Source organism: uncultured Algibacter sp., assembly GCF_947490405.1.
GTDB lineage: Bacteria > Bacteroidota > Bacteroidia > Flavobacteriales > Flavobacteriaceae > Algibacter_B.
Map to the genome: position 1 here is coordinate 105654 of NZ_CANLGU010000002.1, position 24119 is coordinate 129772.

Consider the following 24119-nt stretch of genomic DNA (forward strand, 5'->3'; position numbering starts at 1 on the left):
TGATTTTTTTATTACAATTTACCTCTTCGTTTATTTAATTCTTCTCTAATTTGATTTGCTCGTTTTTCAGTAACATCATAATTACGCATCACATACATGGCAATAAGTGTTCCTAGCATTGGGAAGAAACAAAAGAAAGCATGTAGTCCATCAACAGCATCTTGCTGATCTACAGTTGCAAAATCTGGGTTAAATCCAACAACAGAGATTATTACTCCGCTTAAAGCACCTGCAATAGCAAAGCCAACCTTAACCATCCACCAATAAATAGCTCCAAATATTCCTTCTCTGCGTAAACCTGAATTTAATTCATCTATATCAATTACATCAGCTGTCATTGACATCATGATAGTAAATAAGCTACCTATTCCGAAAGAAAAAAATGGTAGTGCTAAAACATACATCCAAGGCTTCCCTGGCACAAATAAAAACCAAAGCATAATATAACCGATAACCGAAATACCTTGTGATATCATAAATGCTTTTTTCTTTCCCATGATTTTAGACATCCATGTTACAATAGGTATAACAATAAATGTAGTACCTAAAGCGCCTAGGCACCCAAATAGAGAGACCCAGATACCACTGGCAGCGGCATCACCATTAAAGAGTTTATAAACAATGACAAAAAAAGTGAGCGACGCAACAGTATTAAACGCATTAAATACCAGAAACGTGGCGGCACATAATTTCCTAAACTCTTTTATCTTAAATGCTTCGGCAAAACTATCAACAAATATTTTCTTTAAACTACCACCTATATTCCTCAAGTTTAAAGGTTCGTAATTTTCATTTATAGTAGATTTACTTTTTATAAATATTGCAGGAACCATTGCGCAAATAGTACAAGGTATCGCTACCCAAATTGCTAACTGCCTTACTGCTACATCTGCAGATGGAAACCACTCTGGATCGTACATTATAATCCAAAATAAAGGTGCAATTACCCAAGCCCATTGTCCAATCCATTGCGCAACTGCCATAATATTTGTGCGTTCATGGAAATCATCACTCATCTCATAACCCATAGCTACGTATGGTACACTAAAAAGAGTAAGACCTAAATAAAAAATAATAGACCATAAAAAGAAATACCAAAAATTAAATTGTAATGTATTTTCCCTGAAGAGTTGCCACATAAAAACATAGGCTATACCCATCATTATGCCTCCTAATAATACATATTGCCTTCTGCGTCCCCATTTAGATTTTGTGTTATCTGAGATATACCCCATTATAGGATCTGTAATAGCATCAAATATTCTAGGAAAAAAATAAATTAGCGACCACATCCAACCTGTAAATCCAAGGTCTTGGACTAAAACAACCATAAATATGCCTAGAATAGCTGGAAACATTTGGTTGGCCAACATGCCAACACCAAAGGCTATTTTTTGGCCTATAGGAACTTTGTTTCTAGATACTGTTTTAGCTATTGACATATTGTATTTATACTAATGTTCTGTGCTTGTTTATAAATTTAAAACTTTAAGTTTTCATGCTTGTCCCAGAGCCCCCAATAGGCTCCAACGTCACCTTCATCACCCGTTTTCCATGACTCATCAAAAGATGAAAAATAAAAAATTGGGATACCATTAGTCTCTGTCCATCCAATGGTATCAATAAAATATTTCATAGCAGCCTCGTTAGTAGCAATTGCACCATCAAGACCACCGCCTTGACTTGGCCATCCTGTTTCTGTGATAATAATTGGTTTTCCTTGGGCAGCGTCAACAACAGAACCATACATAGCCTGCATGTGTCCTAAGGCATACTCGATTGGGCAACCTTCCCAATAAGGATATAGATTTGCTAGAATAACATCGGTACTTTCAACTAAAACAGGATGTCTTGAAAATTCGTAATAGGCATCAACATATCCAACAGGAATATCTAATCCTATCAAAGCTTCTTTAACTCGATTGATGTAACCAACTAGTTCATCTAAAGTCAAATCATTTCGATATAAAACCTCGTTACCTACAGCTGCAACATCAACATGACCTGCCTTAGCTAATGCAATTAAACCTTCTATTTCTCTTTCATTATCCTCTTTATCATCACTAAGCCACGCACCAACCAAAGTTTTAAGGCCATACTTTTTTGCTGCAATTGGCACATACTCATTGCCTTCAATACACGAAAATGAACGAATAGCTCCAACATGCGGTTTCAATATACTAACGCGTTGCTCTACTTGTTCCATACTTATATCATCTCCAGGAGATTGTCCGTCTTTATACATGCTAAAGCATATACCATGAAAACCATTTTGTATAGTTTTGTGCCATAAGGCTTTTAATTCTTCCAATGAATAATCTGAAAGATTAATTCCTTGGGTTGCTATTTGACTATAACTGGATTTATAATATGATTCTTCTCTATAAGACATTTTTCGTTTAATTTTAATGCTCCGTTAATGGATAACTCATGTTTTTTACACTAGGTTTGATTAAAATACCCCTCTACAATTCTTTCTAGTGTATACCTTTATTTTGTCTACTTGTTTTACTCCAGTTGGTATTTCTTTTAGCTTTAATCCTGGATAATCATCAGCTTCTTTCCATTGTTCTATTGTAGAAGTGAAAAATGATGATGCGTCTGAATTAGCTTCATAAACAATTAAATCATAGACTTCTCCTAAATCTCCACCAAAACGAACTACAACCTGCCATTCCCCATCTCTTTTGTAAGAGGTGTTCGTATGGTCTGACTGGGGGTAATAACGATCATCCGAAGGGCGAACTAATACCCAAATATCATTCTTGTTTGATTCTGGATAAACGCCCATTGTTAAAATCCTGCAATCAACAGAATCTTTATCTATTGGAGAAATCACTTTAGTGGCATTAACTTCACCTTTAACTTTTAATTTATTTCCAATTGAAACTTGCTCAATTTGACTGTTATATTTAACTAAATCTGACGAATAGCTGGCATAAATCATCGTTAAAACACCTATAATTCCAGCTGGTATTCCAAGCTTAGTACTAATAAACCTAGTACCTGAGTTCTTTTTTATACTGCTTAGGATTGCAATTAATATAAGTACAAGCCCTACTATGATCATTATTTTTGTTGACATACTATTTTGGTTTATTTTTTGTAATTAACCGTTTCGCAATCATATCACGCCTCTACGTTCTTCTAATTGCTCCTTAATTTCCTTGGCTCTTTCTTCAGTCAAGTTATATTTCCACATGACCCATATAGCTAAACCAGCCGTTACAACAGGAATAACAATATCAGCTATTCTAAGTTGTGTTAATGTTTCTGCTGATTGGGTTGCTGCGTTACCATCAAATCCTATAAGGCTTAATACAAGACCGCCTAATACTAAAGCTAACCCTTGACCAAGTTTTACAACCCACCAGTATAATGCCCCAAAAGTTCCTTCTTTTCTGGGCATCCCGTTAACAAGTTCATCTAAATCACAAACATCTGCTGTCATGCTCATCATTAAAGTAAAAAGGCTTCCTAAACCGAATGACATTAAAGGAATTGGAATAAAAGATAGCCAAACATTATCTGGAGTAAAAGACCACCATTTTAAAAGATAACCAACAATAGAAAGTGCTGTTGAAATAATAAAGGCTTTCTTTTTACCCCACTTAGTAGCCATTTTTGATACTATTGGAATCACTAAAAAAGCTGAAACTAGTGCTCCAACTGAACTGAACCACGCTGGCCATGTAGCAGTAGCTTCATAACTTCCATTAAATATGTAGAAAACGAAAATGAAAAAACTAAAAGATGCAACAATTTGATAACCATTAAAAACTAAAAATGTTGCGCCACATAATTTCATAAAAGGCTTGTTTTTAACTGCTTCTCCAATGCTTTTAAATAAGTCTTTTACATTACTAAAGATGTTTTTTAATGTTAAAGGCTTCCTATCTCCCATATTTGCAGAATCTGTTCCCCTACAAAAAATAGCAGGTAAGAGTCCAAGTATTAAACATGCTACTCCAACATATATCGCCATTGTTCTAACACCTTCGGCCTGGTTTTTGAAAATATCAGGGTCTGCAATAATTACCCAAAACCAGGGTACAATTACCCATGCTATAAGACCTACAGTTTGCGAAAACGCCATAAGCCTTGTTCGTTCATTATAATCGGAAGTCATCTCATATCCTAAGCCCACTAAAGGTGTGGCGAACATTGTATTTCCGATAAGGAACACCATGGACATGATAAGAAAATACCAAAAATTATAGTCTGATGAATTGTTCTCGTCAAGTTGCCAAAGCAAAACAAATGTAATGGCGCTTAAAATACCTCCAATAAAAATGTATGGCCTCCTTCGACCCCATTTTGAGCTTGTGTTATCCGAGATGAATCCCATAATAGGGTCAGTTATCGCATCAAAAAACCTAGGTAATCCTCCTAAAAGGCCTGCTAAAAATGGATCCATTCCAAATGCAGTTAGTAAAAAAAACATAAAGAAACCTAAAGCTCCTGGGTAAAGATTTAAAACCAAATGACCAGCTCCAAAAGCGGCTTTTTGGCCCAATGGTACTCTATCACTTGCAGATGTTTTTACATTTGGCATAATTTAATTTTTTAGTTAGTTAGTTTTGGTTATGCTTTTGGAATTACAATAGTTTGAATTGCTTGTGCATCTATTGAAAATTCTACATGCTCTTCATTAAGGGATAAGTTTATAGTTTTTGGGGTTTTTGTTTCATTAAAAAGTACAATAGCAAAAGAGCCGTCAGGGTTTTGTGCTGCTGTTGCCATTAATGTATTATCTGAGTTCTCTAATTCTATAATTTTAGCTTCTGGTCTTATGTATTTACTAAAATGCGCCATGGTATGATAAATAGGCGTGAAGTATACTTCATCCGTATCTGGGTTTACAATTACTGGAGCAATACACCAATTTTTAAACCAATTTGGTCCACCTTTGGTATCTAACACCATGTTCCAATCTACCCATCCGTCTACCCAATTATTTAGGCAGCCAATGATATCTCTTGCGTATCTATTTACTGGTGCATATTTTGGGTGTAAGTGTTTATCTTTTTCGGGGGCCCAATCCCAACCCCAATCGGTTGCTTCTTTTTTCCAATACCATGTATCATCCTCCCAAACAGGTGTTTCTGCATCTACACAAGCTTCAGATTGAATTAAAAGCTTATTTGGTGCCTTATGGTGCGCATACTGCAATTCTTCTGGAAACACTTCATATGTGCTAGCATACCAATGAATGGCCGTACCGTCAAAATATTTTGATGTGTCTTCATTTTTAAATTGAGAGTCTACCCATTCTTTTAAATGCTCTCTGTTCTGATCATATCCTAAGATTTTTAAATGACCTTTACCATCAGCCTCTAACTTTGGCCCTAAGTAGTTTTGAACAAAATTGGTCATTTCATCAGGTGTATAGTGCATACTTTCCCAATTATTACCGTTCCCTAATGGCTCATTTTCAACTGTAAAACCCCAAATATCGATACCTTCAGCCTTATAAGCATCTGCATATTTTGAAAAAAATAAGGCCCATGTATCATAATATTCAGGTAATAATTTACCGCCTACCCATTCATTGTTATCTTTCATCCAAGGTGCTGCTGTCCATGGAGAACCAAAAATTTTAAACCCATCAGTTGACGCAGCCATTGCTTCTTTTATAAATGGAATTATATCTTCTTTATCTTCTTCAATAGAAAAGTGTTCTAAATTTTTATCACCTTCAATTGGAGTATAAGAATAATTTGAAAGAGAAAAATCGCAAGAATTCATGTGTGTTCTTGTTAGAGAGTAGTGCGCACCTTGTTTACTGAAATAGGCATCAATAATTTTTTTGCGATTTTCTTTACTTAACTTATTTAACAAGTAGACCGACGACTCTGTAAATGCACCACCAAATCCTGTAATAGTCTGAAATGTTTTTTCCGGGTTTAGTTTAAGTGTTACTTTATTTTCTAAATTTTGAAACTCTGTAATTTTAGACAGCTTATTACCTGCTTCTGAAGTTTCGTAAACCTCAACAACAAGTGCTTTATTTTCATTATTACAACCTATCATATTCAATGTTGCTATTAAAAATGCTATGTATTTAAATGATTTCATCTAAATTAATCTGTTTAATGTTTGTTTTGATTTGCATTCCATTCTTCAGCAGTAGGAGGTGCTTCTACATCTTTCATCAAAGTTTCTTTATTACCTCCATAAGTTTTAGTAATTGGGTTTCCATTTCTTGTTAATCCTTTAAATATTCCTTTATCTACTTCGTTCCAGAGTGTATATTTTGCTTTGCCGTCAACAGTAAATAGCCCAAAATGCTTTTCTGAATTTCCTGGATTATCACCACCTTTCCAAGGTTCATCAAAACCTTCAAAATAAAAACATGACATTCCTTTTTCGTTAGTCCAATCTCTCATGTGTTTATAATACAATGCCTCTTTATATTCATCACAAGCTTTAGATCCAGTTGTACCATAATGCCCTGAAGAAAAACTAGCCCACCCTGTTTCGCCAATATGAATTGGCTTGTCTACGCCCAAACTTTCCATGTATTTCTTTACATTTCCAGTTTGCGTCATAGCATAGGCTTTTGCGCGTAACATTGATATTTCGATTTTTTCCATGTCTGTTTTACCCTCAAGTCCTTCTTGATTTAACCAAAAGTCTGGTTGGTAATGTGTGTCATGCATCGGGTAGGTGTGGACAGATAAAAAATCTACAGCTTTAATTAGTTTATTTAAATCTTCTACATGGTATTCTTCTCCACCACCTCCCCAAGAAGCAAAATTATCTGAGCTTGTAACCCATATATCTTTAGACAGCTTTCCTTCTTTCTTTAAACCTTGCAGATAGTTCACCCATTTTAGTATAACCCATGGCTCTACATAATAACTGGCTGCCCACTTTACCATAGCTTCATTACCTACAGCAATTACTTTTACGATATCTGGATATTGATTTGCAAGAGCAACCGCTTTCTCCATTTGAGGTTTGTTATCAGCACTTTCCTCGTTATGAATAGGCTCTTGGTCTGTCCAAGCATTTTTACAATCAATCCAAGCGCCTAACATCACATACATTTCAAAACTTGGGTCTTGTTGTTTTATTTCGCTTATAGCTTTTAAAAGGTTTTCGGCTTGAGGTTTGTGAACTTTATAGGTTCTAAGCACCCTAATTCCTAAAGCATATAAGATTTTTACATCTTCTTTTAACTCATCCAATGTAGGTTCAATATCGTGATCTGCATACCTATACCCCCCGTAAGACATTGCTAAATAGTTTGGATTACCTAAAATATCTTTTGCTATTAATTGCTTTTTTTCAATCACTTGGTCATCATTATTTTTTTTAGTCTTTCCGCAAGACCATATAACACCAATTATTAAAATTAGTAACCATGGTTTCATAATTGATACATAGTTTTTCATAATTAATAGTTTATAATTTCTTCCCTAAGCGGTGGCACATGAACATCCTCCAATAAATCTTTTTCCTTTCCGTTATAAGTTTTTGTAATGGTTTTACCATCTCTGGTTAATCCATTAAAAACTCCTTTATCTATTAAACCCCATATAGCATATTTTGCCTGTCCTTTGAGGTTGATTAATCCAAAATGGTTCTCAGAACCTAGAGGGTTAGCAGCATCTTTCCACTGTTCATCAAAAGCTTCAAAATAAAAACAAGAAACCTTTTCTTTATTAGTCCATTCCCTCATAAGTTGATAATACTTTCCTGATTTATATTCATCCGCAGCCTTAGATCCATCTGCGCCATAATGTTCATTAGAAATAGTTGCCCAACCTGTTTCACCGATATGCACTGGTTTGTTAATACCTAAACTTCTCATGTAATTTGAAACGCTATCGAATTGCTTTTGGGAAAATAATATGGCTCTTTGCATTGCCGAGTCTACTTTTTCTTTATCTGATAGTTCTAATTCTTCTTCAGAAACTAACCAAAAGGCAGGATTATAGTGAGAGTTGTGCATAGGATAGGTATGCATTGATATATAATCTACTGCCCTGATTAGGTTATTTAAATCTTCATTATGGTAATTAGAATCTCCTCCCCAAGACGAAAAATCATCTGAACTTGTTATCCATAAATCTCCAGGTAATTCGCCTTTTTGCTTTAAATCTTGTAAATAATTTACCCATTTTAAAATCACACGAGGACGTACAAAATAGCTTGTAGCCCAATTAACCATTGCTTCGTTACCAACAGCAATAATTTTAACAATATCTGGATATTGTTTTGCTAAAGCCACAGCACGATCAATCTCTCCAGCATTTTGTTCACTCTCCACTTCATGGTTAGGCACCCTATCTGTCCAAGCATTTAAACAATCAATCCATGCGCCTAACATAACATACATTTCAAAGGATGAATCTTCATTCTTTAATTCACTAATGGCTTTAAGTAAATTAGAAGCCTGTTGTAATTGTACATTGTAGGTTCGTAATATTTTAATACCCATAGCCGATAATAATTTCATATCATCCTTTAGCTCATTTATAGTGGGTTGGATATCACGTGTTTTTTGACGATAACCTCCGTAGGAAATGGCTAGGTAATCAGGGTTTCCTAAAATATCGGCAGCGCTTAATTGCTTTTCCGTATGTGTCTTTTTCTTAGATTCTAGCATTTAGAAAAAATATTGGTTGTAAATATTTTGATTTACTTGAATTTCATTTTTACTTATTTATGAATACAACAATCATCTTAACCTCTCCATTTCTTTCAAAAAGTGATTTTGAAACAGATTCATCTAAACTAATATTGTTGTATTTACGCTGTTTTCCATCATTATAAACAACTTCCAAACCTTCTACTTCTGATAATTTATAAATGATTGGAACTTGACAATATGTAAAACATAACGAGTCTTTATCAAGTGTGAGTTCTTGCTCTACTTTATTTACATCTATATAATTGAATGTTTTTGGGGTATTCAAAAACTCTTTTTCTTGAAGCATACTTGGTTTAAAAATAACTTTACCCGCTTCAACAAATACGCCTAATTCTCCAAACCTACTTAGGACATCTTCTTTTACCTGACCCGTCATACCTGGCTGTTGCGCACCTTTGGTTGCTGGTGTATGCGAATAAGGGTCTGTTGGGAAGGCACCATATAATTCTGGCGACTTGTGCACCCCGATCCCTGCATTAATTTCATAATAATGATCGAAAAGTTTACCAATTACAACAGGATCTTCATTGCTATTAACAGCCATTAAACAATTTTCCTGAACGGCTAGTAATAACTTAGACACCATGTGCCAATAAATAGACCCTAAACCTTCATAACCGAAAAATGTACCTGAGCGACCTGTAAATGACTTGTGATCGAAAATATCTTCAAAAGTTTTAAGCAGAAATGCTTCGTCTTTATTCGCTAATGATTTATAAGTGTCATCCAGATTCGATAAAGCCTCCTTTAAGCTATTTGCATTATTGAAATTACCATTAAAATGATACCCTCCGTTTACATCTTTTTCAACAACTTGTCTGTTACCATCTAAAACTAAACGTTTAAGCAACTCAGACTTTTCTACCTTACTTGCTGGAATATTATTCTTTTTATCAAATCGAGGTAATTCTTTATTAGGGTATAAAATATAGCTGTATTGATCTTCTCTAAATAAAGAGCTATTTTTCAAACCATCCAATAAACTTAATGCTTGAGTAGGAGAGAGGTAACCCGCACTTAAAGCTGCTACTTGACCTTCTAACATTTCAGATAAATATGAAATAGAAACTTTGGTGTCATTTTCTACAGTCATTAAATTATATGCATGATACATATTATCATCACTCTTATTGGCATTAATACTATGTTCAAAATAAGACTTTGTAATCTCAATAAAGCTTGATATATCTGCTAAACTTAATTCTGTTTTCGAATCTGAAAAGCCTTTATTGTATATGGTATTTCTATATTCGCTTCCTGCACCACCTAATCCATCAAGTACCGTTTTTCGGTCTTTATCAGAAATATTTCCTGATAAAATATTTACATTATTTTGAAGTGTTTCAGAAACTTTATTAAAGAAATCTCTTAATTCTTCTGAAACATATACCGATTTAACGTTTGCTTTAGCAACAATATCCTCAAAGAAATTCAAAAATCTATAGATATAGTAGAGTGTTACCATAGATACACCATTACCAACCAAGGCATTATTGGCATCATTCCACTCAGGTCTTTGCGTATTTAACCAAATACCACCTTCTGGGATAAAATTTGAAATTTTTGAAAGTACCGTAGCTAATATTTTTTCAATAAAATTGACTCTGTAGATATTTGAATTTTGATCTAGTAACAAAGCACCATCGGCACCAAATTCATCTCTACGTTTATGGATCGTTCTATCTAATTCGTAATTAAAGTCTATGGTGTCTTTAGGGTTCTTGAGTGTATCTTCATAACCTTTAATCACATAAGGCACATTAGCATAAACAAATAAGTCCTGATTAAAGCGTTTTTCTAAGGCCCCAGGATAATGCCCTTCTATAATTTCTAAGAATTTTAATAAGTAAATAATTTGATGATCACCCCAGTAACCAATGTAAGACCATGGGTCGTGCTCTTCAATAACTTCCCAATCAAAACCGCCTTTAGTTACTCGATACGGATTATATCCTTCAAAAGTTGTGGCATTTAAGAACTTATGAATCATTCCTTCTATATACTCAGGATAGGAATGCGCTAAAGCTTCCCAATTTTGGAAAATATCACGCCAATTGCCTTCATAATCTAGAATCTTTGAACCATCAACTTCATTTGTTGTATTAATGGAAAATTTATTCCAGGGTCTACTTGGATCACCATGTCTTCTACTAAACTTTAACGGTAAATATTCAAAACATAAACGTTGAAAATCTTTGTTATCATCAGTTTCTGCAAGACTTCGAATATCTTGTAGAGAAAATGTAGGGCTCAGATCTTTTAAAATAGATTGTTTTTCTTTGAAAACAACCTTACTTGCATTGTCTATGTATTTTAAGAAATCAGCTTTTTCAATGGTATATCCGTCATCAAAAATACCACCACGCATGATGTTGAAAAGTGTATTTGAGAAATGCCTCATGTTAGTTAGAGGGTCCTCTGTTTGCTGTAATCCGTCCGAAGCTGCAGTTAAATCAATTAAATTCTTTGTACCTAAATCAATATCTTTTTGAACTAAGTTTTCTAAATCAGATTCATTTTTAATAATTTCTGAAATTTGAACAACATCTGAAATAGATTGATTAACGTTAGCTACAAACATCCAGCTTTTGGAAGTTTCTTCAACTAATTCAATTTTTGAAACTATAAAATAGGCACCTTTTTCTGCCTTGATATCTACTTCTTGAGATATCGTATTACCTTTTCTAAAGTCATCTAATTGTAATGAAGAAATTAAATGTGTTGCATTTTCTAATCCTGAAGACCAGACAATGTTTGACTTTAAGGCCTCACTAGGTTCTGCTTTATCTACAATTACAGAACTTAGAGCATAAATACCTAAACCAACTTCTGTCTGTAATTCACTTTTTTTATAAGCATCTACAAGGTTACTTCTGCTATTTTGTAAATCGGCAGTAACCGTTGCAGGTAGTATGTTTTGTAATCCATCAAGTAAAGAAACCTCAACGGTATCAACAGAATTATTAATTAAGGATGACTTTTTTACAAACCCATATTTGTTACTAGAGTTCCATTGATATCTATAAGTTAACCCTAAATCTAGATTGTTTTCTTCAAAAACCACCTTATTACCATATCTGTTTTTATATAGATTCGTTTGTGTTTTGTAAATCCCAGTTTGACGAATAGAAAATGGCTCCCAAAGATACTTTTTACCGTTTTTTATCACATGAAAAACAGCTTTACTTCCTGTAGTTTCAGCCATTTCTGTTATTTTATCATCTGTATAATATGGAAATAGAGAATATTCTGCATTCTTTCTTCCTGCAGTTAAACCTCCATTACTTGAAATAAACATCCAGTGATTGGAGTCACTAACAATACTCATGAAAAACGGTCGCATTTTATCACTATTCGAAATCTTATAATACATTTCGTTATTAAAAGTGATTAATTCGCCTTTTATATCCATTGTTTCGTTTGAAACATTATGCGCTTCTGTAGTAATCATAGTTTGGTAATAATCTGTATAGTAAAAAACTTGTCTTTATTTTTTTAGAAACTAGCCTTTAAAATTTATTTATCATTGGTAAGCTCTTACATAATCTACTTCCATAATTTGAGGGTAGGGTATATTAGGATCTGCATTACCAGCAAAATTCCCTCCAACAGCGACGTTTAAAATAATATAGAATTTACGGTCGTTAAACACCCAATTAGATTCATCGATATCTTCTTCTTCTAAATCTTCAGGTGTTATTTGATTATATAAGACATCATCTACATAGTAATTAATATAATTTGGACCCCACTCAACTCCAAAAATGTGAAAATCAGTATCAAAACGATCATTAGTTAATTCATACTCTTTTGTGATCGCCCCAGATTCACAAATAACTTGATTACCGCAATATCCTGGACCATGCACACTTGCTGATATTAATGTAGGTTCTTGACCTCTATTTTCCATAATGTCTATTTCACCTATTTCTGGCCAAATATCGCCATTGCTATCATCTCCGACCATCCAAAATGCAGGCCACATCCCAGTACCCCACGGCAATTTAATTCGTGCTTCAAAACGACCATATTTTTGCTCAAAACGTCCCTTTGTAATAATTCTACCAGATGTGTAGCTAGATCCTTCAAAAGATTCCTGACGTGCAATAATTTTAAGTACACCATCTTCTACTAGTACATTCTCTGTTCGGTTTGTGTAATATTGTTGTTCATTGTTACCCCACCCTGGAATCCCTTGATCGCTACCATCTCCAATTTCATATGTCCATAGATTTGTATTTAACTCCGTACCATCAAACTCTTCAGAAAGTGTAGGTTTATCAAAGTTTGTAACAGTTTGTGTTTCATCTGGATTACAACTGACAATCAAAACAATCAAGCTTACACAAAAAACACTATGTAATATTGATTTTATATCTGTATTTAAAAATTTATTCTTCATTATAGTTATGATTTTTTTGATTATTATTCTGAATAGAAATATATATTATCAAGAGAAACATTGGCAATAGTTCCATCAGAGACAAATAACATCATCCCGATAGCGTCTCTAACGCTTAATCCTGTAAAACTATCTAAAGGAATATCAAATTGCACCCATTCATTACTCACTAAATCACTCCCATTCACTACAAATGTTCCAGACACTTCATTACTCTGTGTGAAATTATTGTGTAATGACATATTAATATAATCAGATGCATCTACATTTTCGTTTGCTCTAATGTCTATATGCAGAAACGCCATTTCGGTTGCATCTACAGGTGGCACTCCACTTCCTTCTCTACCATAAAACTCTATAGCCACAAAATTCAGTAAAGTGTAATCAATTATATTACCTCCTTCAGCTTCAATAGATCCTCCAAGCGTTGTTTGAAAAGGCTCGTAGAAGCCATTGTAGTTATCTACTGCAACATTGGCAAAAACGTCACTAAAAATTGATATTACCTCAATATCTACTGCTTCAACAGTTAATGACCCCATAGCCTCAACGCCTGCTAAACTTGCTGTTATAGTAGCTGAGTTATCTTGTTCGCCTGTTTCAGGGTCTATATCCCCTGCACCATCAATTGATACAATCCCTGTATCGTTTACCGAACCTACAAATGGATTTGAGGTCTCAAAATCAAAGTAGTATGGTGTTGTTGAAACTGTTACATCCCGCCCTGTAGGAAGGTTAAATGTTTGGGTAAAACCTGTTAAAGGGACAGTAGTATCGACATTCGCTTGTGCTGTTTGATCTTGCCCTCCAAGAATTGCTGGCCTAGGTTGGGCTACTGTTCCTAATTTTTCAAACTGTAGTTCATCTATCCAGAAAGTAAAGCCAACACCGTTATTATTTGAAGTGCCAGCAGAAAAAAGAAACATCCCTTTTTCTTGAACCAGTTTAGATGGATCTGGAATAGGAATAATATATTTTTTCCAATTTGTAGATAATTCAATGTTATCTAAATTAACTGCATATTTATTTTCTTCAAAGTCAGTTCCAAAGCCTACTTGATCTACTGTTGTAGTCGTTGATCCTTTTGCCCAAAATGTTAGAGCATCATAACCTGTCAAATCTCTACCTTTGCCTCGGTCTAGAAATATACCTCCAATATAACCTCCATCAGGATCTGTTGGAGACGGTACATCAATTCTTATTGAGGAACTACCACTATAGGCTTCATTTTCGTCCGTTCCAAAGCCTTCCGTATTTGCTCCTGTTGCAGGATCAAAAGAATCAAAAAACTGATCTGTAAGCCCTATGGGAGAATCCATAAATATTCCTGGATTATTGCCAAAAGTTGCAACCTCAACATCATCAGAAAATCCTCTTTCACAGCTAACTAGAGCAACACATATTAATCCTAGTATAGGAAATACTATGTGATATTTATAATTTAATTTTTTCATGATTATACTATTTTTATTTACCAATGTTGATATGTATATATGTTCTTATTTCCCATTCTGTGCCATCTGGGAATCCTGTGGGATTAATAGTTGGCTCTGTTGCAAACTCTGGTGTTTGATTTGGTGTGTATCGGGGCGAATTCTGATCCATAGAACGCCACATACCTCTAATTCCAATTTGAGTACTTGGTAAAATAAACCAATCCGGTTTACCTAAAGTCGTAGATACGTCTAGCATTAATTGAAGTGGGTATGTTAAGTTGAAATCGCGGTGATAATCAAATGGTCCCCAGTCATTTATTTTAACATGAGACTGTACTTTAAACTTATTGTATAACATTCTTATATCGCCACCAAAACGCTTAATAGTTCTTTGAGAGTCACCATTTGCTTGTCCATTACCATAATAGAAGTTACCTATAATACCTAAATCTCGATTAAACTTTGAAACTATACGTGTATGAGCTTCCCAAAGATCTTCAGCAGGAGCAGATTCACCAAAAGCAAAAAATGTTCGATCTGCTAAAAACCCTATATGACCGTCCATTTGTGTAGGTAGATGTCTGTATACAAACCCAGCACTAACAGCAAACTTTGCGTCTTCTGCTCTATCGTTATCCCATGCATACATCCAAGAACCAGGAGTTGGATCATAAGTAAGTAATATTTCACCTGCCGTAGTTTCTCTGTTGCCGTTTCTAACTGCAAAAGGATCATCAATTACATTTCTTAGACGTCCTGGTCCTGGTGCGCCATTTGGCATCGCATCTACAAGTGGTTTTTGCCACATAAAGTTTGGTGCAATTTGTAAGTTACCTGCAGAAAATGTAAATCCAGATAAGAAATTAGTCATATTACCACTACCTGAATCTTTAAGTCTCCATCCTGTAAATGTTCTCGTTTGATCTACGCCTCCATTTGCTACTAAGCCCATATAAGACCCTTGTGCATACATGTTAAAACCACCTTTCTGATAGGTTATTTTAGCTTTAGCCCCCCAATTATCTTCACTATTAACCTTATCTACTACTACTACGTCAGTGTTTTCTTGAAACATTTGGAAAGAACTACCATTAAGTGGATTACCACCCCACATACCTCCTAGGGTTACCCCAAAATGACCAAACTCTCTTTCCATAGCTAATGTTGCTCTTTCTGTTGGCCAAGGAGTAATCACACCTGAACGTATTTGATTTGTGTTTAATACACGACGTCCAGTATTATCAAATTCCAAATCTGTGCTAAAATCTCTATGATATATTCCTGTTACGTCCCATTTAAGTATATTTTTAGAATACTTTAATAGCATTGTTGGGTTAGCTCCCCACCATAATTGTGGACCAAAAGCAGCCTTAAGACCTTCCAATTCACCTTTAGCGTCAACCTCAATTCCTAAAATTTCACCGTTATAAATATCTAAATTTGGTCCATAATTTGCTTCCGGGTAAAGGTTAAAGAAATCTCCTTCGTAAGCCCAATGGTAATGCCCTGTTCTGTAAAAACCTCTTAAATCAAACTCTTTCGCATTCCATTCAAACTCTGCTTGATAAACCCGTAAACGATTGTTATCAGTAATCGTTATAGGCTCTCCTTCAGAATTATTTACGGTTACTGGTCTGCCAACATTCTCGTAGAATATTTCATTTATAGGGTTACTGGCAACATTACCTAAAATGTTGAAATCTACATTAGCCTTCATATTTGAAGCTGGTTTTCCTTGAATACCAACGAAATAAGATTGCATGTGATCAAAACCTAATTGGTTAGGAAACGTTTGTGTGTTATTAGGATCTGCTGTCTCTGGAGTTGTGATTAAACTACCTCCTGTATTGAATGTAGTAAACTGAGCCGATAATCTGCTTATACTAAGTTTCTCAAAATCACCTCCACCAAGTGCTGCTTTATCACCACGTGCTCTTAAAACAGCATCCATGATATTTATATTACCAAAATAATTTTGAATAAAATCTAAATCAACACCTTCTCCATAAGGGTTTAAAGCATGTGCGTCTTTTAATGTGTAATAGGAAGCGCGAGGATATAGATCGTATAAACCGCGGGCATCTGTTGGCCCTTTGGCACAAATTCCGAACCACTCCTCATTCATATTATTAGAACCATCTTTTGTGTCATGATAATATCCACCATTACTCCATGAAGCACCTGTTTCGTGAGAATCGGCATTTTCTCTATCATCAAAACCTAACTTCCACCAACCATCACTAAATTGAAAAGTAAAACCACCTATTGAATTTCCTACTTTTCCTAATCCAGCAGCATTTTCATAAATTTCTTTCCAGTTTAACAAATTGTAATGTGCTTGCCAATATTGGTCTTCTTTATCTGCTAATGCATTATAAGCATCTGCACCAAATTCTGTAAACATTAACGGTATGTCTAATTGGTCTTTAACCACTTGAAAGAAATCTCCAAAAGATTCACCTCTGTAGGTATTAGCTCCATAAACATCAACGTCTTTACATTCTTCAGCGATAATATCGATGAACAATACATCACCGTTACATATGGCAACTGGGTGATTTGAATCCATTGCCTTCATTTTTTTCGCAACTTCATTCATCAATCGGTACATTGGTCTTCCTCTGTTTTCTCCTACGGCTCTTTTTTGTTCTTCACCTTCTGGGAAATCTTCAGTTTCTGCACCTTGCCAAAACAACCCATAGTTATTCTCATTACCCATCATATACATCAAAATTCCAGGGACATCTTTATAATCTTCAACCAATTTAATCATCTCAGAAACAAGCAATTCTTGTGTTTTTTCATCTGAAAAATCAGTAACAGGTGTCCAAACACCATCCAATGTTAATCCGTAACGTCCAAATTGATGATTCAGTAAGGTGTAAATACCATATTTTTCGTATATATATTTTACCCATTTTGCTGGCACGCCAACATATTGTCTTACTACATTAACATTCATGTTTTTTAAAAGCCCCATTTCTGTATCCAAACCTGCTTTAATTACATCATCAGATTTTTCATAAAAATTGGCATCAGTTACATCGGTACCAATAGGAACATAATCCCAGTTTACCCCATTAATCATAAAGTCTTTACCATCTACAACTAATTTAGTTCCTTGATCATTTTTTACTACTTCAACTTTATTGGCCTGAGCAAAAAATGCTGAGGTAAATAAGAGAAACACTAATTTTAATAAATTGTTTTTCATATTTTCTTTAGTTATGTTGATTTTAGTTAGTCATTTATATTCTAGGCTACAAAGCGATATCAAGAATTGATACCGCTTTGTATCTAAAATATTTAAAGCTTATTATTGCTTAATCATTCTAAAATACCAATAGGCATTATTAGCAACATCAGTAATAATATATACTTCCAACATATTACCATTTAGTTTGGCAATGTAGGTTATTGAATCTGGCGCTGCACTTGGCGAACTTAACTCACCTTCATTAACTACTTTTGCTAACCCTAAATGTGCTCCTTGACCATCAATTGTTAAACTTTCACCAGCTTCATCAAAAGTGTATGTTGCAGATGCAGATGCATTATGAGGAAAAATAGGTGCTCCACAACCTTCTGGATCCATACCTTGGAATGGTTCTAACCAAGTTTCTGTTCCAAAAACATTTTGAAAAGTTCCATCTGCATTAAAAACATATTGATCATCATACAAACATGGTCTCATATCTAACTGTTCTTGGTTTATTGAGAACCATGGTCCTCCACCATTAATAATATCTGGACCTACAGCTAATGACCCTGGTGTTGGATCTAATTGCCATGTTCCAACTATGGATGGCGCCCCGTCTCTTACAAGTTTAAAATACCAATACGCATTATTTGCTACGTCTGTTAGAATGAAAATATCTAATACATCACCATTCAATTTAGCAATATATGTTATTGAATCTGGTGCATCAGCAGGAGATGCAAGCTCTCCTTCGTTAACTACTTTTGCCAAACCTAAATGCGCTCCTCTTCCTGTAATTGTTAGACTTTCGTTTGCTTGATCATAAACGTATGTAGCCCCACTTGGTGCATTATGAGGCGATAATGGTGCTCCACAACCTTCTGGATCCATACCTTGGAATGGTTCTAACCATGTCTCTGAACCAAAGACATTTTGAAAAGTACCATCTTCGTTAAAAACATACTCATCATCATATAAACATGGTCTCATTTCTAATTGTTCTTGGTTGATTGAAAACCATGGTCCTCCACCATTAATAATATCTGGACCTACAACTAACGATCCTGGTTCTGGAGCTAATCTCCAAGTTCCTGCGATTGGAGACACATCAGGACTTGGCCCTTGATCAACTACTGGCTTGTATATAACCGTATGATCTTTTGAAATTGATACATCATCTCTACCATCTAGCGCTGCGGTGACTGTAATTGTATATGTAACAGATTCTTCAACTTCTGGATACGTATAAGTTACCATAGGCCCACTTGTTTGTCTAATTACATCTGCTATATCTCCACTAGGATCACCAAAATCCACAGTGTATAAAATTCTACCATCTGGCGGAACTGTTGTTGCAATAACACCAATCTCATTACCTTCTGGGTTCAATGTTGCAATGTTAAAATCTAATCCTTCAATGATATTTAATTGATCATCATCTTCACAAGCAACTGAGACTCCTAATAAAAGTACCAGTGCTAAGACTTTGTATATTCCTTTTGTTAATAATTTCATTTTCTATAGTTTTATGTTTAGTTTATTATTGGTTGCTATATCCTGGGTTTTGTCCCCATCGTTCTTCCGCTTGAGCTAATTCTAATTCAACTCTTGGAATAGGAAAAACTTCATGTTTATTAGCTTGAAAGACGATATCTTCAAAACCGTCTGGTTTTGAAGCATTATATTCTGCAAATGCAGCAACAGCCCTACCTGTTCTTACAAGATCGAAAAAACGATGTCCTTCTCCCGCTAGTTCTTTACGACGCTCTTCATAAATTGCATCTAGTAAGGATCCTTCACTAGATGAGTAATCATTACTATTATCTCCATAGGCTCTCGCTCTAACTCTGTTTAAGTAGATCTCTGCATTAGAGCCACCACTTTGTGCTTCTGCTTCTGCAGCCATTAATAAAACATCTGCAAAACGAATAGCTCTATAATTATTTTGGTGAACTAATTCTTGTGTATTAGCATTTCCTGCTTTTTCAGCTTTTCTTGGAATATATTTTAGGTTGTAAAATCCTGTATCTTCTCTTGGAGCAGAATAAACCGCGTTATCTTCTAATGCCTTAAGTTCTCTTAAATCTAAAATAGTAGCGTCTCTTCTCATATCGTTAGCATCAAAAGTATCATATAACGCTTGTGAAGGTAATAAGAAGCCCCAACCTGTGGCAAATACATCATCTGTAAATGGCGATCTTGGGCCATTAAATTGAACAAAATAAGACCCTTCACTACATTGTAAACAATCCCATCCAGCACCTTCTACATTCGTGTATTGGATTTCGAAAACTGATTCTGAACCATTTTCTCCAGATACAGTAAACATGCCCATGTAATCATCACCTGTTGTTAAACTGTATTGGCTACTTGAAACTACTTGATTTAGAATAGTTGCAGCGTCTGAAAACTTTCCATCATATAAATATGCTTTTCCTAGTAGTGCTTGTGCTGCACCTTTGGTAACTTTATATGGTAAATCTTGAGTAGTTGGTAAACTAGGAATGGCTTCTTTTAAATCCTCTTGAATCAATCCGTAGACTTCAGATATACTTGATACCCTTTCGATAGCAAATTGATCTGTAGCAGATATTTGAGAGTCAGCAATTCTTTTTACCCCTCCTCTTTCCTCAGTTTTTAAAGGTATATTACCAAAAAACTTAACTAACTCAAAGGTGTAATATGCTCTTAAAAAATAAGCTTGCGCAATAATTTCATCCTTTCCTGAAAAATCTAAAGCACCTTTATTTTCTAATAAATAATTTACCCGACTTAATCCCCCATACATTAATTGCCAAATACTTCTTAGCTGTTCTTCATCATCCGGACTATGAATCATAAAATTTACATTTTGAACTACTGGCTGATCATAATTAAAAGCATCACCACCAGAACCATAATCATCAGAAGCCGAAACGGCTAATAAGTTATTCCAAAATGTTGCCTGCAACAGGTCATAAGCTCCTATTAGAGCTTGCTCATATTCAGCCTCTGTATTGAAAAAATCTCCTGCATTTGGTCCTATTGGATCAACCTCTACAAAATCATCACAAGCAGCTAAAGCAATAAATACTGTAAGGAATATATACCTTAATTTTTTAACTTCTTTCATAACGTTTTAAAAATTTAAATTAACACCTAGTAAATAAGTCGCTGCAACGGGATAGAAGCCTTTATCAATTCCACCACCCAAAGGTGATCCATTTGTAGCTGAAGGATCATAACCAGTATAATCTGTAATGGTTACTAAATTGTTGCCAGAAATGTATATTCTGAATTTATTAACACCTAACTTATCAAGCATATTTTGATTAAAAGAATAACCAAGTTGTACATTTTGTAAACGAACAAATGACGCATCCTCTACATGGAAATCACTGAAAAGATCTGTGTTAATAGACCCTCCTGAAGAAGCTCTTGGAACAGAATTACTTGTCCCAGTTCCTTGCCATCTGTCCAAAATGTAGGTGCCCCTGTTTGCAAATAAGTCTATACGTTCATAATCTCTTATCATATCATTACCTATAGAAGCAAACGCGTTGGCACTAAAATCTATATTTTTATATGTAAAGCCTATATTAAAACCCATAGTGATTTCTGGTATAGGGTCTCCTATATTGGTTCTGTCTCCATCATCTATATAACCATTGTTATTAGTATCAATAAACTTTAAATCACCAGGTTGAGCATCTGCATGGTAAACATTGTTATTAGCAGTAGCATTAGCATTTAATACGTCAATCTCTGCTTGTGTTTGATATATACCATCTGTTTTATAACCATGAAAATACCCTAGAGGTAAACCTACAACCATTCTTGATATCCCTGTTTGACTCAGACCTACACCATACTCCCCTCCAACAGGAGGTAAATTTCCGTTAAGCGAAGTCACCTCATTATCTATTACCGTAAAGTTGAATCCAACATTAAATTGAAAATTGTCTGAAAAATTATCATTAAAATTAATTCCCAATTCAAGACCTTTATTTTCAACCGTACCAGCATTAATAAATGGAGAACCAGCACCAGGTGCAGAGGCACCTAAAACACCAGAAGCTTGAGGTTGAATTAAAAGATTTTTCGTTTGTTTTTTAAAGGCATCAATTGTTAAACTTAATTTATTGTTAAACATTCTGGCATCTAAACCAATGTTGGCCGTTTCTTGTTCTTCCCATGTTAAATCTGGATTTCCTATTTCTCCTGCACCAACCCCATTAGGTAATTGTGCTGGATCAACAATATTTGGATCTCCTGAATCAATAGTTGCCTCTCCATCTAACCTTGTTACAAAAGCAAAATTACTTGGAATTCGGTCATTCCCTATAATACCATAACTCGCTCTAAACTTCAAAGAATTAACCAAACCACCTTTATTGAAGAAATCTTCATCTGATATATTCCAGCCTATAGAACCTGAAGGAAAATAACCAATATTATTATCAGAATTAAACCTTGATGAAACATCTCTACGTATCACACCAGATAACAAATATTTCCCTTTATAGCTATATTGAAATCTGCTAAAAACAGAAGATAAACGCACATCAAATTGCTCTGCACCACGTTCAAACTCTCCTGGGTTAAAACGATTCACGATTTGTCCTTCAACTCTATCACCTATCCAACCATCTACCAAGGCATCAGAAGCAGAGTTACTACCACCTCTTAACATATTTCCTGTATATCCCCAGAAATGACCTCTTGTTCTAAATACTGAAGTACCTAGTAATAACGTTAAATCATGATTTTCTCCAAATGTATTAGTATAGTTGATATAATTATCAAACGTATAATCAGTATATAAATCTACATTATCAATTACTTCATTTATTCTTCTCGAGTTCGATTTACTAAAATCATTTCCATAATCAAAAATTGGATTAAAAATGTCATTTAGAACATTAGAATAGTTTATTTGAATTTTAGAACTCACTGTGAAGTGATCTAAAAAAGTATAATCTAAACCTAATGTGCCACTATATCTATCAACTCTTGTTGTATTATGCGAATTAGCTATTTGAGCTAATGGATTAATAATTTCAATTTGTGAAATATCTGTTGGCTGAGAAAAATCGCCATTCTCATCTCTTACAGGAAGGTTAGGATTTATATTTACAGTACTATAAAGTACAGAACCAATACCGCCCTCTGGTAAATTATTTTTCTTAGATTTTGTGTATAAACCTGTTGCAGATAACTTTAAGTTTTCTAGGATATCATATTGATATCCTAATCTTGTTGTTAATCTCTCATAGCCTGCTTTTCCTCCACCAACAATTCCATCTTGAGTTAAATACGAAACACCAAATGTGTAAGCTGATTTTTCTGTACCTCCACTACCGCTAAAGTTTATATCAGATATTGCAGCCGTTTGAAAAACTTCATCTTGCCAATCTGTGCCTTCTCTAGGGTATACAAAAAATCTAGTTTCATCTGCAGCATCATTAACATACTTAGCAAATTGCGTAGGATTCAATAAGTCTATTTTGTTACTAGTTGTTTGAAAACCTGTGTAAGCATCAAAAGAAAATTTTAGTTCGGAATTCTTTCTACCCGTTTTTGTTGTTATCAAGATAACACCGTTGGCACCACGAACTCCATAAATACCAGCAGTGGCATCTTTTAAAACATTCATGCTTTTAATATCGTTTGGATTTATTACTGATAAATCTTCTATAACATTGCCGTCTACTAAGATAAGGGGTCTGTTATCTCCATTTGTAGTAATACCACGAATACGGATGTTAGATCCACTACCTGGAGATCCTGAGTTGGAAGTTACATTGACACCTGGAATTTGTCCCTGCAGAGCTTGCTCAACCCTTTGTGGATTTAGCTTTTCAATTGCTTTTGAATCTATAACAGAAACTGCTCCTGTTACTTCCTTTTTTCTTTGGGTTCCATAACCCACAACAACGACTTCATCTAATTTAGCTACATCTTCTTCTAATACAACTGTTAGGTTTGCGTTACTGCTAACAACAATTTCTTTAGTAACATATCCTATGTAACTAAAGGTTAATGTTGATCCTGATTCCACATCTGTAATTGTGAAATTTCCATCAAAATCCGTTACAGCTCCTTTACTGGTATTCGCAACAATTACATTAACCCCTGGAATAGGAAATCCTGTATTGTCTTGAACATTACCGCTTACGTTAATAGTTTGCGCACTAACTAGGGCGGTAAAAAAGAGTGCTACAATCTTTAATAGCTTGTGTCTCATAAATTGTTTAGTTTTAGTTTATGATAAAATTAACAGAAGTTATTAAAGTATTGACAAAATATACCTCAACAAAAAACATACATCTCAAAAAACAGCACGTTTCTTTAATAAAATGCTAAAAATCATTGGTTTTACTAATAAAATAGGGGTTTCAAATTTTTACTCCATGTAGCTAAAAACATCAAGTGTAGTGG

14 protein-coding genes are annotated in these 24119 nt (G+C 34.6%); all 14 read right to left on the reverse strand.

What is annotated here, in order from left to right; translation table 11 throughout:
* Positions 1-11 precede the first annotated feature (11 nt).
* Positions 12-1442: an MFS transporter gene (locus tag Q0772_RS04450; protein WP_298340787.1), complete on the reverse strand. Its 1431-nt coding sequence runs from the start codon at positions 1440-1442 to the stop codon at positions 12-14.
* Between the two features lie 38 nt (positions 1443-1480).
* A complete protein-coding gene (locus tag Q0772_RS04455) occupies positions 1481-2392 on the reverse strand; it encodes a glycosyl hydrolase family 17 protein (protein ID WP_298340789.1) in 912 nt (303 codons plus the stop codon).
* A gap of 60 nt (positions 2393-2452) precedes the next feature.
* Positions 2453-3070 carry a hypothetical protein gene (locus Q0772_RS04460; protein WP_298340790.1) on the reverse strand — a complete coding sequence of 206 codons (618 nt, stop codon included), beginning with the start codon at positions 3068-3070 and terminating at the stop codon, positions 2453-2455.
* A 54-nt stretch (positions 3071-3124) separates the two neighbouring features.
* Positions 3125-4555: an MFS transporter gene (locus Q0772_RS04465; RefSeq protein ID WP_298340792.1), complete on the reverse strand. Its 1431-nt coding sequence runs from the start codon at positions 4553-4555 to the stop codon at positions 3125-3127.
* A 29-nt stretch (positions 4556-4584) separates the two neighbouring features.
* Positions 4585-6078, reverse strand: coding sequence for a glycoside hydrolase family 30 protein (locus tag Q0772_RS04470; protein WP_298340794.1), 1494 nt, complete (start codon positions 6076-6078; stop codon positions 4585-4587).
* A gap of 14 nt (positions 6079-6092) precedes the next feature.
* A complete protein-coding gene (locus tag Q0772_RS04475) occupies positions 6093-7400 on the reverse strand; it encodes a glycosyl hydrolase family 17 protein (RefSeq protein ID WP_298340796.1) in 1308 nt (435 codons plus the stop codon).
* Positions 7401-7402: 2 nt separating this feature from the next.
* Positions 7403-8617 (reverse strand): glycosyl hydrolase family 17, encoded by a 1215-nt coding sequence (locus tag Q0772_RS04480; RefSeq protein WP_298340798.1) that lies wholly within the window; start codon positions 8615-8617, stop codon positions 7403-7405.
* Positions 8618-8666: 49 nt separating this feature from the next.
* Positions 8667-12113 (reverse strand): hypothetical protein, encoded by a 3447-nt coding sequence (locus Q0772_RS04485; RefSeq protein ID WP_298340800.1) that lies wholly within the window; start codon positions 12111-12113, stop codon positions 8667-8669.
* A gap of 72 nt (positions 12114-12185) precedes the next feature.
* Positions 12186-13064 (reverse strand): glycoside hydrolase family 16 protein, encoded by an 879-nt coding sequence (locus tag Q0772_RS04490; RefSeq protein WP_298340802.1) that lies wholly within the window; start codon positions 13062-13064, stop codon positions 12186-12188.
* A gap of 23 nt (positions 13065-13087) precedes the next feature.
* The gene (locus tag Q0772_RS04495) at positions 13088-14518 is read right to left on the reverse strand and encodes a carbohydrate-binding protein (protein ID WP_298340803.1); all 1431 of its coding nucleotides are present in this window, start codon (positions 14516-14518) and stop codon (positions 13088-13090) included.
* A 13-nt stretch (positions 14519-14531) separates the two neighbouring features.
* The gene (locus Q0772_RS04500) at positions 14532-17714 is read right to left on the reverse strand and encodes a glycosidase (protein WP_298340806.1); all 3183 of its coding nucleotides are present in this window, start codon (positions 17712-17714) and stop codon (positions 14532-14534) included.
* Positions 17715-17816: 102 nt separating this feature from the next.
* A complete protein-coding gene (locus tag Q0772_RS04505) occupies positions 17817-19214 on the reverse strand; it encodes a hypothetical protein (protein ID WP_298340808.1) in 1398 nt (465 codons plus the stop codon).
* A gap of 25 nt (positions 19215-19239) precedes the next feature.
* Complete coding sequence (locus tag Q0772_RS04510) at positions 19240-20811, reverse strand: RagB/SusD family nutrient uptake outer membrane protein (RefSeq protein ID WP_298340809.1); 1572 nt, start codon at positions 20809-20811, stop codon at positions 19240-19242.
* A gap of 6 nt (positions 20812-20817) precedes the next feature.
* Positions 20818-23925 (reverse strand): TonB-dependent receptor, encoded by a 3108-nt coding sequence (locus tag Q0772_RS04515; protein ID WP_298340811.1) that lies wholly within the window; start codon positions 23923-23925, stop codon positions 20818-20820.
* Positions 23926-24119 lie beyond the last annotated feature (194 nt).

Excerpts from the sequence above, each read along its gene's own strand:
- Q0772_RS04460 (WP_298340790.1), bottom strand. The coding sequence starts at position 3,070 with ATGATCATAGTAGGGCTTGTACTTATATTAATTGCAATCCTAAGCAGT.
- Q0772_RS04495 (WP_298340803.1), bottom strand. The coding sequence starts at position 14,518 with ATGAAAAAATTAAATTATAAATATCACATAGTATTTCCTATACTAGGA.
- Q0772_RS04465 (WP_298340792.1), bottom strand. The coding sequence starts at position 4,555 with ATGCCAAATGTAAAAACATCTGCAAGTGATAGAGTACCATTGGGCCAA.
- Q0772_RS04455 (WP_298340789.1), bottom strand. The coding sequence starts at position 2,392 with ATGTCTTATAGAGAAGAATCATATTATAAATCCAGTTATAGTCAAATA.
- Q0772_RS04470 (WP_298340794.1), bottom strand. The coding sequence starts at position 6,078 with ATGAAATCATTTAAATACATAGCATTTTTAATAGCAACATTGAATATG.
- Q0772_RS04485 (WP_298340800.1), bottom strand. The coding sequence starts at position 12,113 with ATGATTACTACAGAAGCGCATAATGTTTCAAACGAAACAATGGATATA.
- Q0772_RS04510 (WP_298340809.1), bottom strand. The coding sequence starts at position 20,811 with ATGAAAGAAGTTAAAAAATTAAGGTATATATTCCTTACAGTATTTATT.
- Q0772_RS04480 (WP_298340798.1), bottom strand. The coding sequence starts at position 8,617 with ATGCTAGAATCTAAGAAAAAGACACATACGGAAAAGCAATTAAGCGCT.
- Q0772_RS04505 (WP_298340808.1), bottom strand. The coding sequence starts at position 19,214 with ATGAAATTATTAACAAAAGGAATATACAAAGTCTTAGCACTGGTACTT.
- Q0772_RS04515 (WP_298340811.1), bottom strand. The coding sequence starts at position 23,925 with ATGAGACACAAGCTATTAAAGATTGTAGCACTCTTTTTTACCGCCCTA.
- Q0772_RS04490 (WP_298340802.1), bottom strand. The coding sequence starts at position 13,064 with ATGAAGAATAAATTTTTAAATACAGATATAAAATCAATATTACATAGT.
- Q0772_RS04500 (WP_298340806.1), bottom strand. The coding sequence starts at position 17,714 with ATGAAAAACAATTTATTAAAATTAGTGTTTCTCTTATTTACCTCAGCA.
- Q0772_RS04475 (WP_298340796.1), bottom strand. The coding sequence starts at position 7,400 with ATGAAAAACTATGTATCAATTATGAAACCATGGTTACTAATTTTAATA.
- Q0772_RS04450 (WP_298340787.1), bottom strand. The coding sequence starts at position 1,442 with ATGTCAATAGCTAAAACAGTATCTAGAAACAAAGTTCCTATAGGCCAA.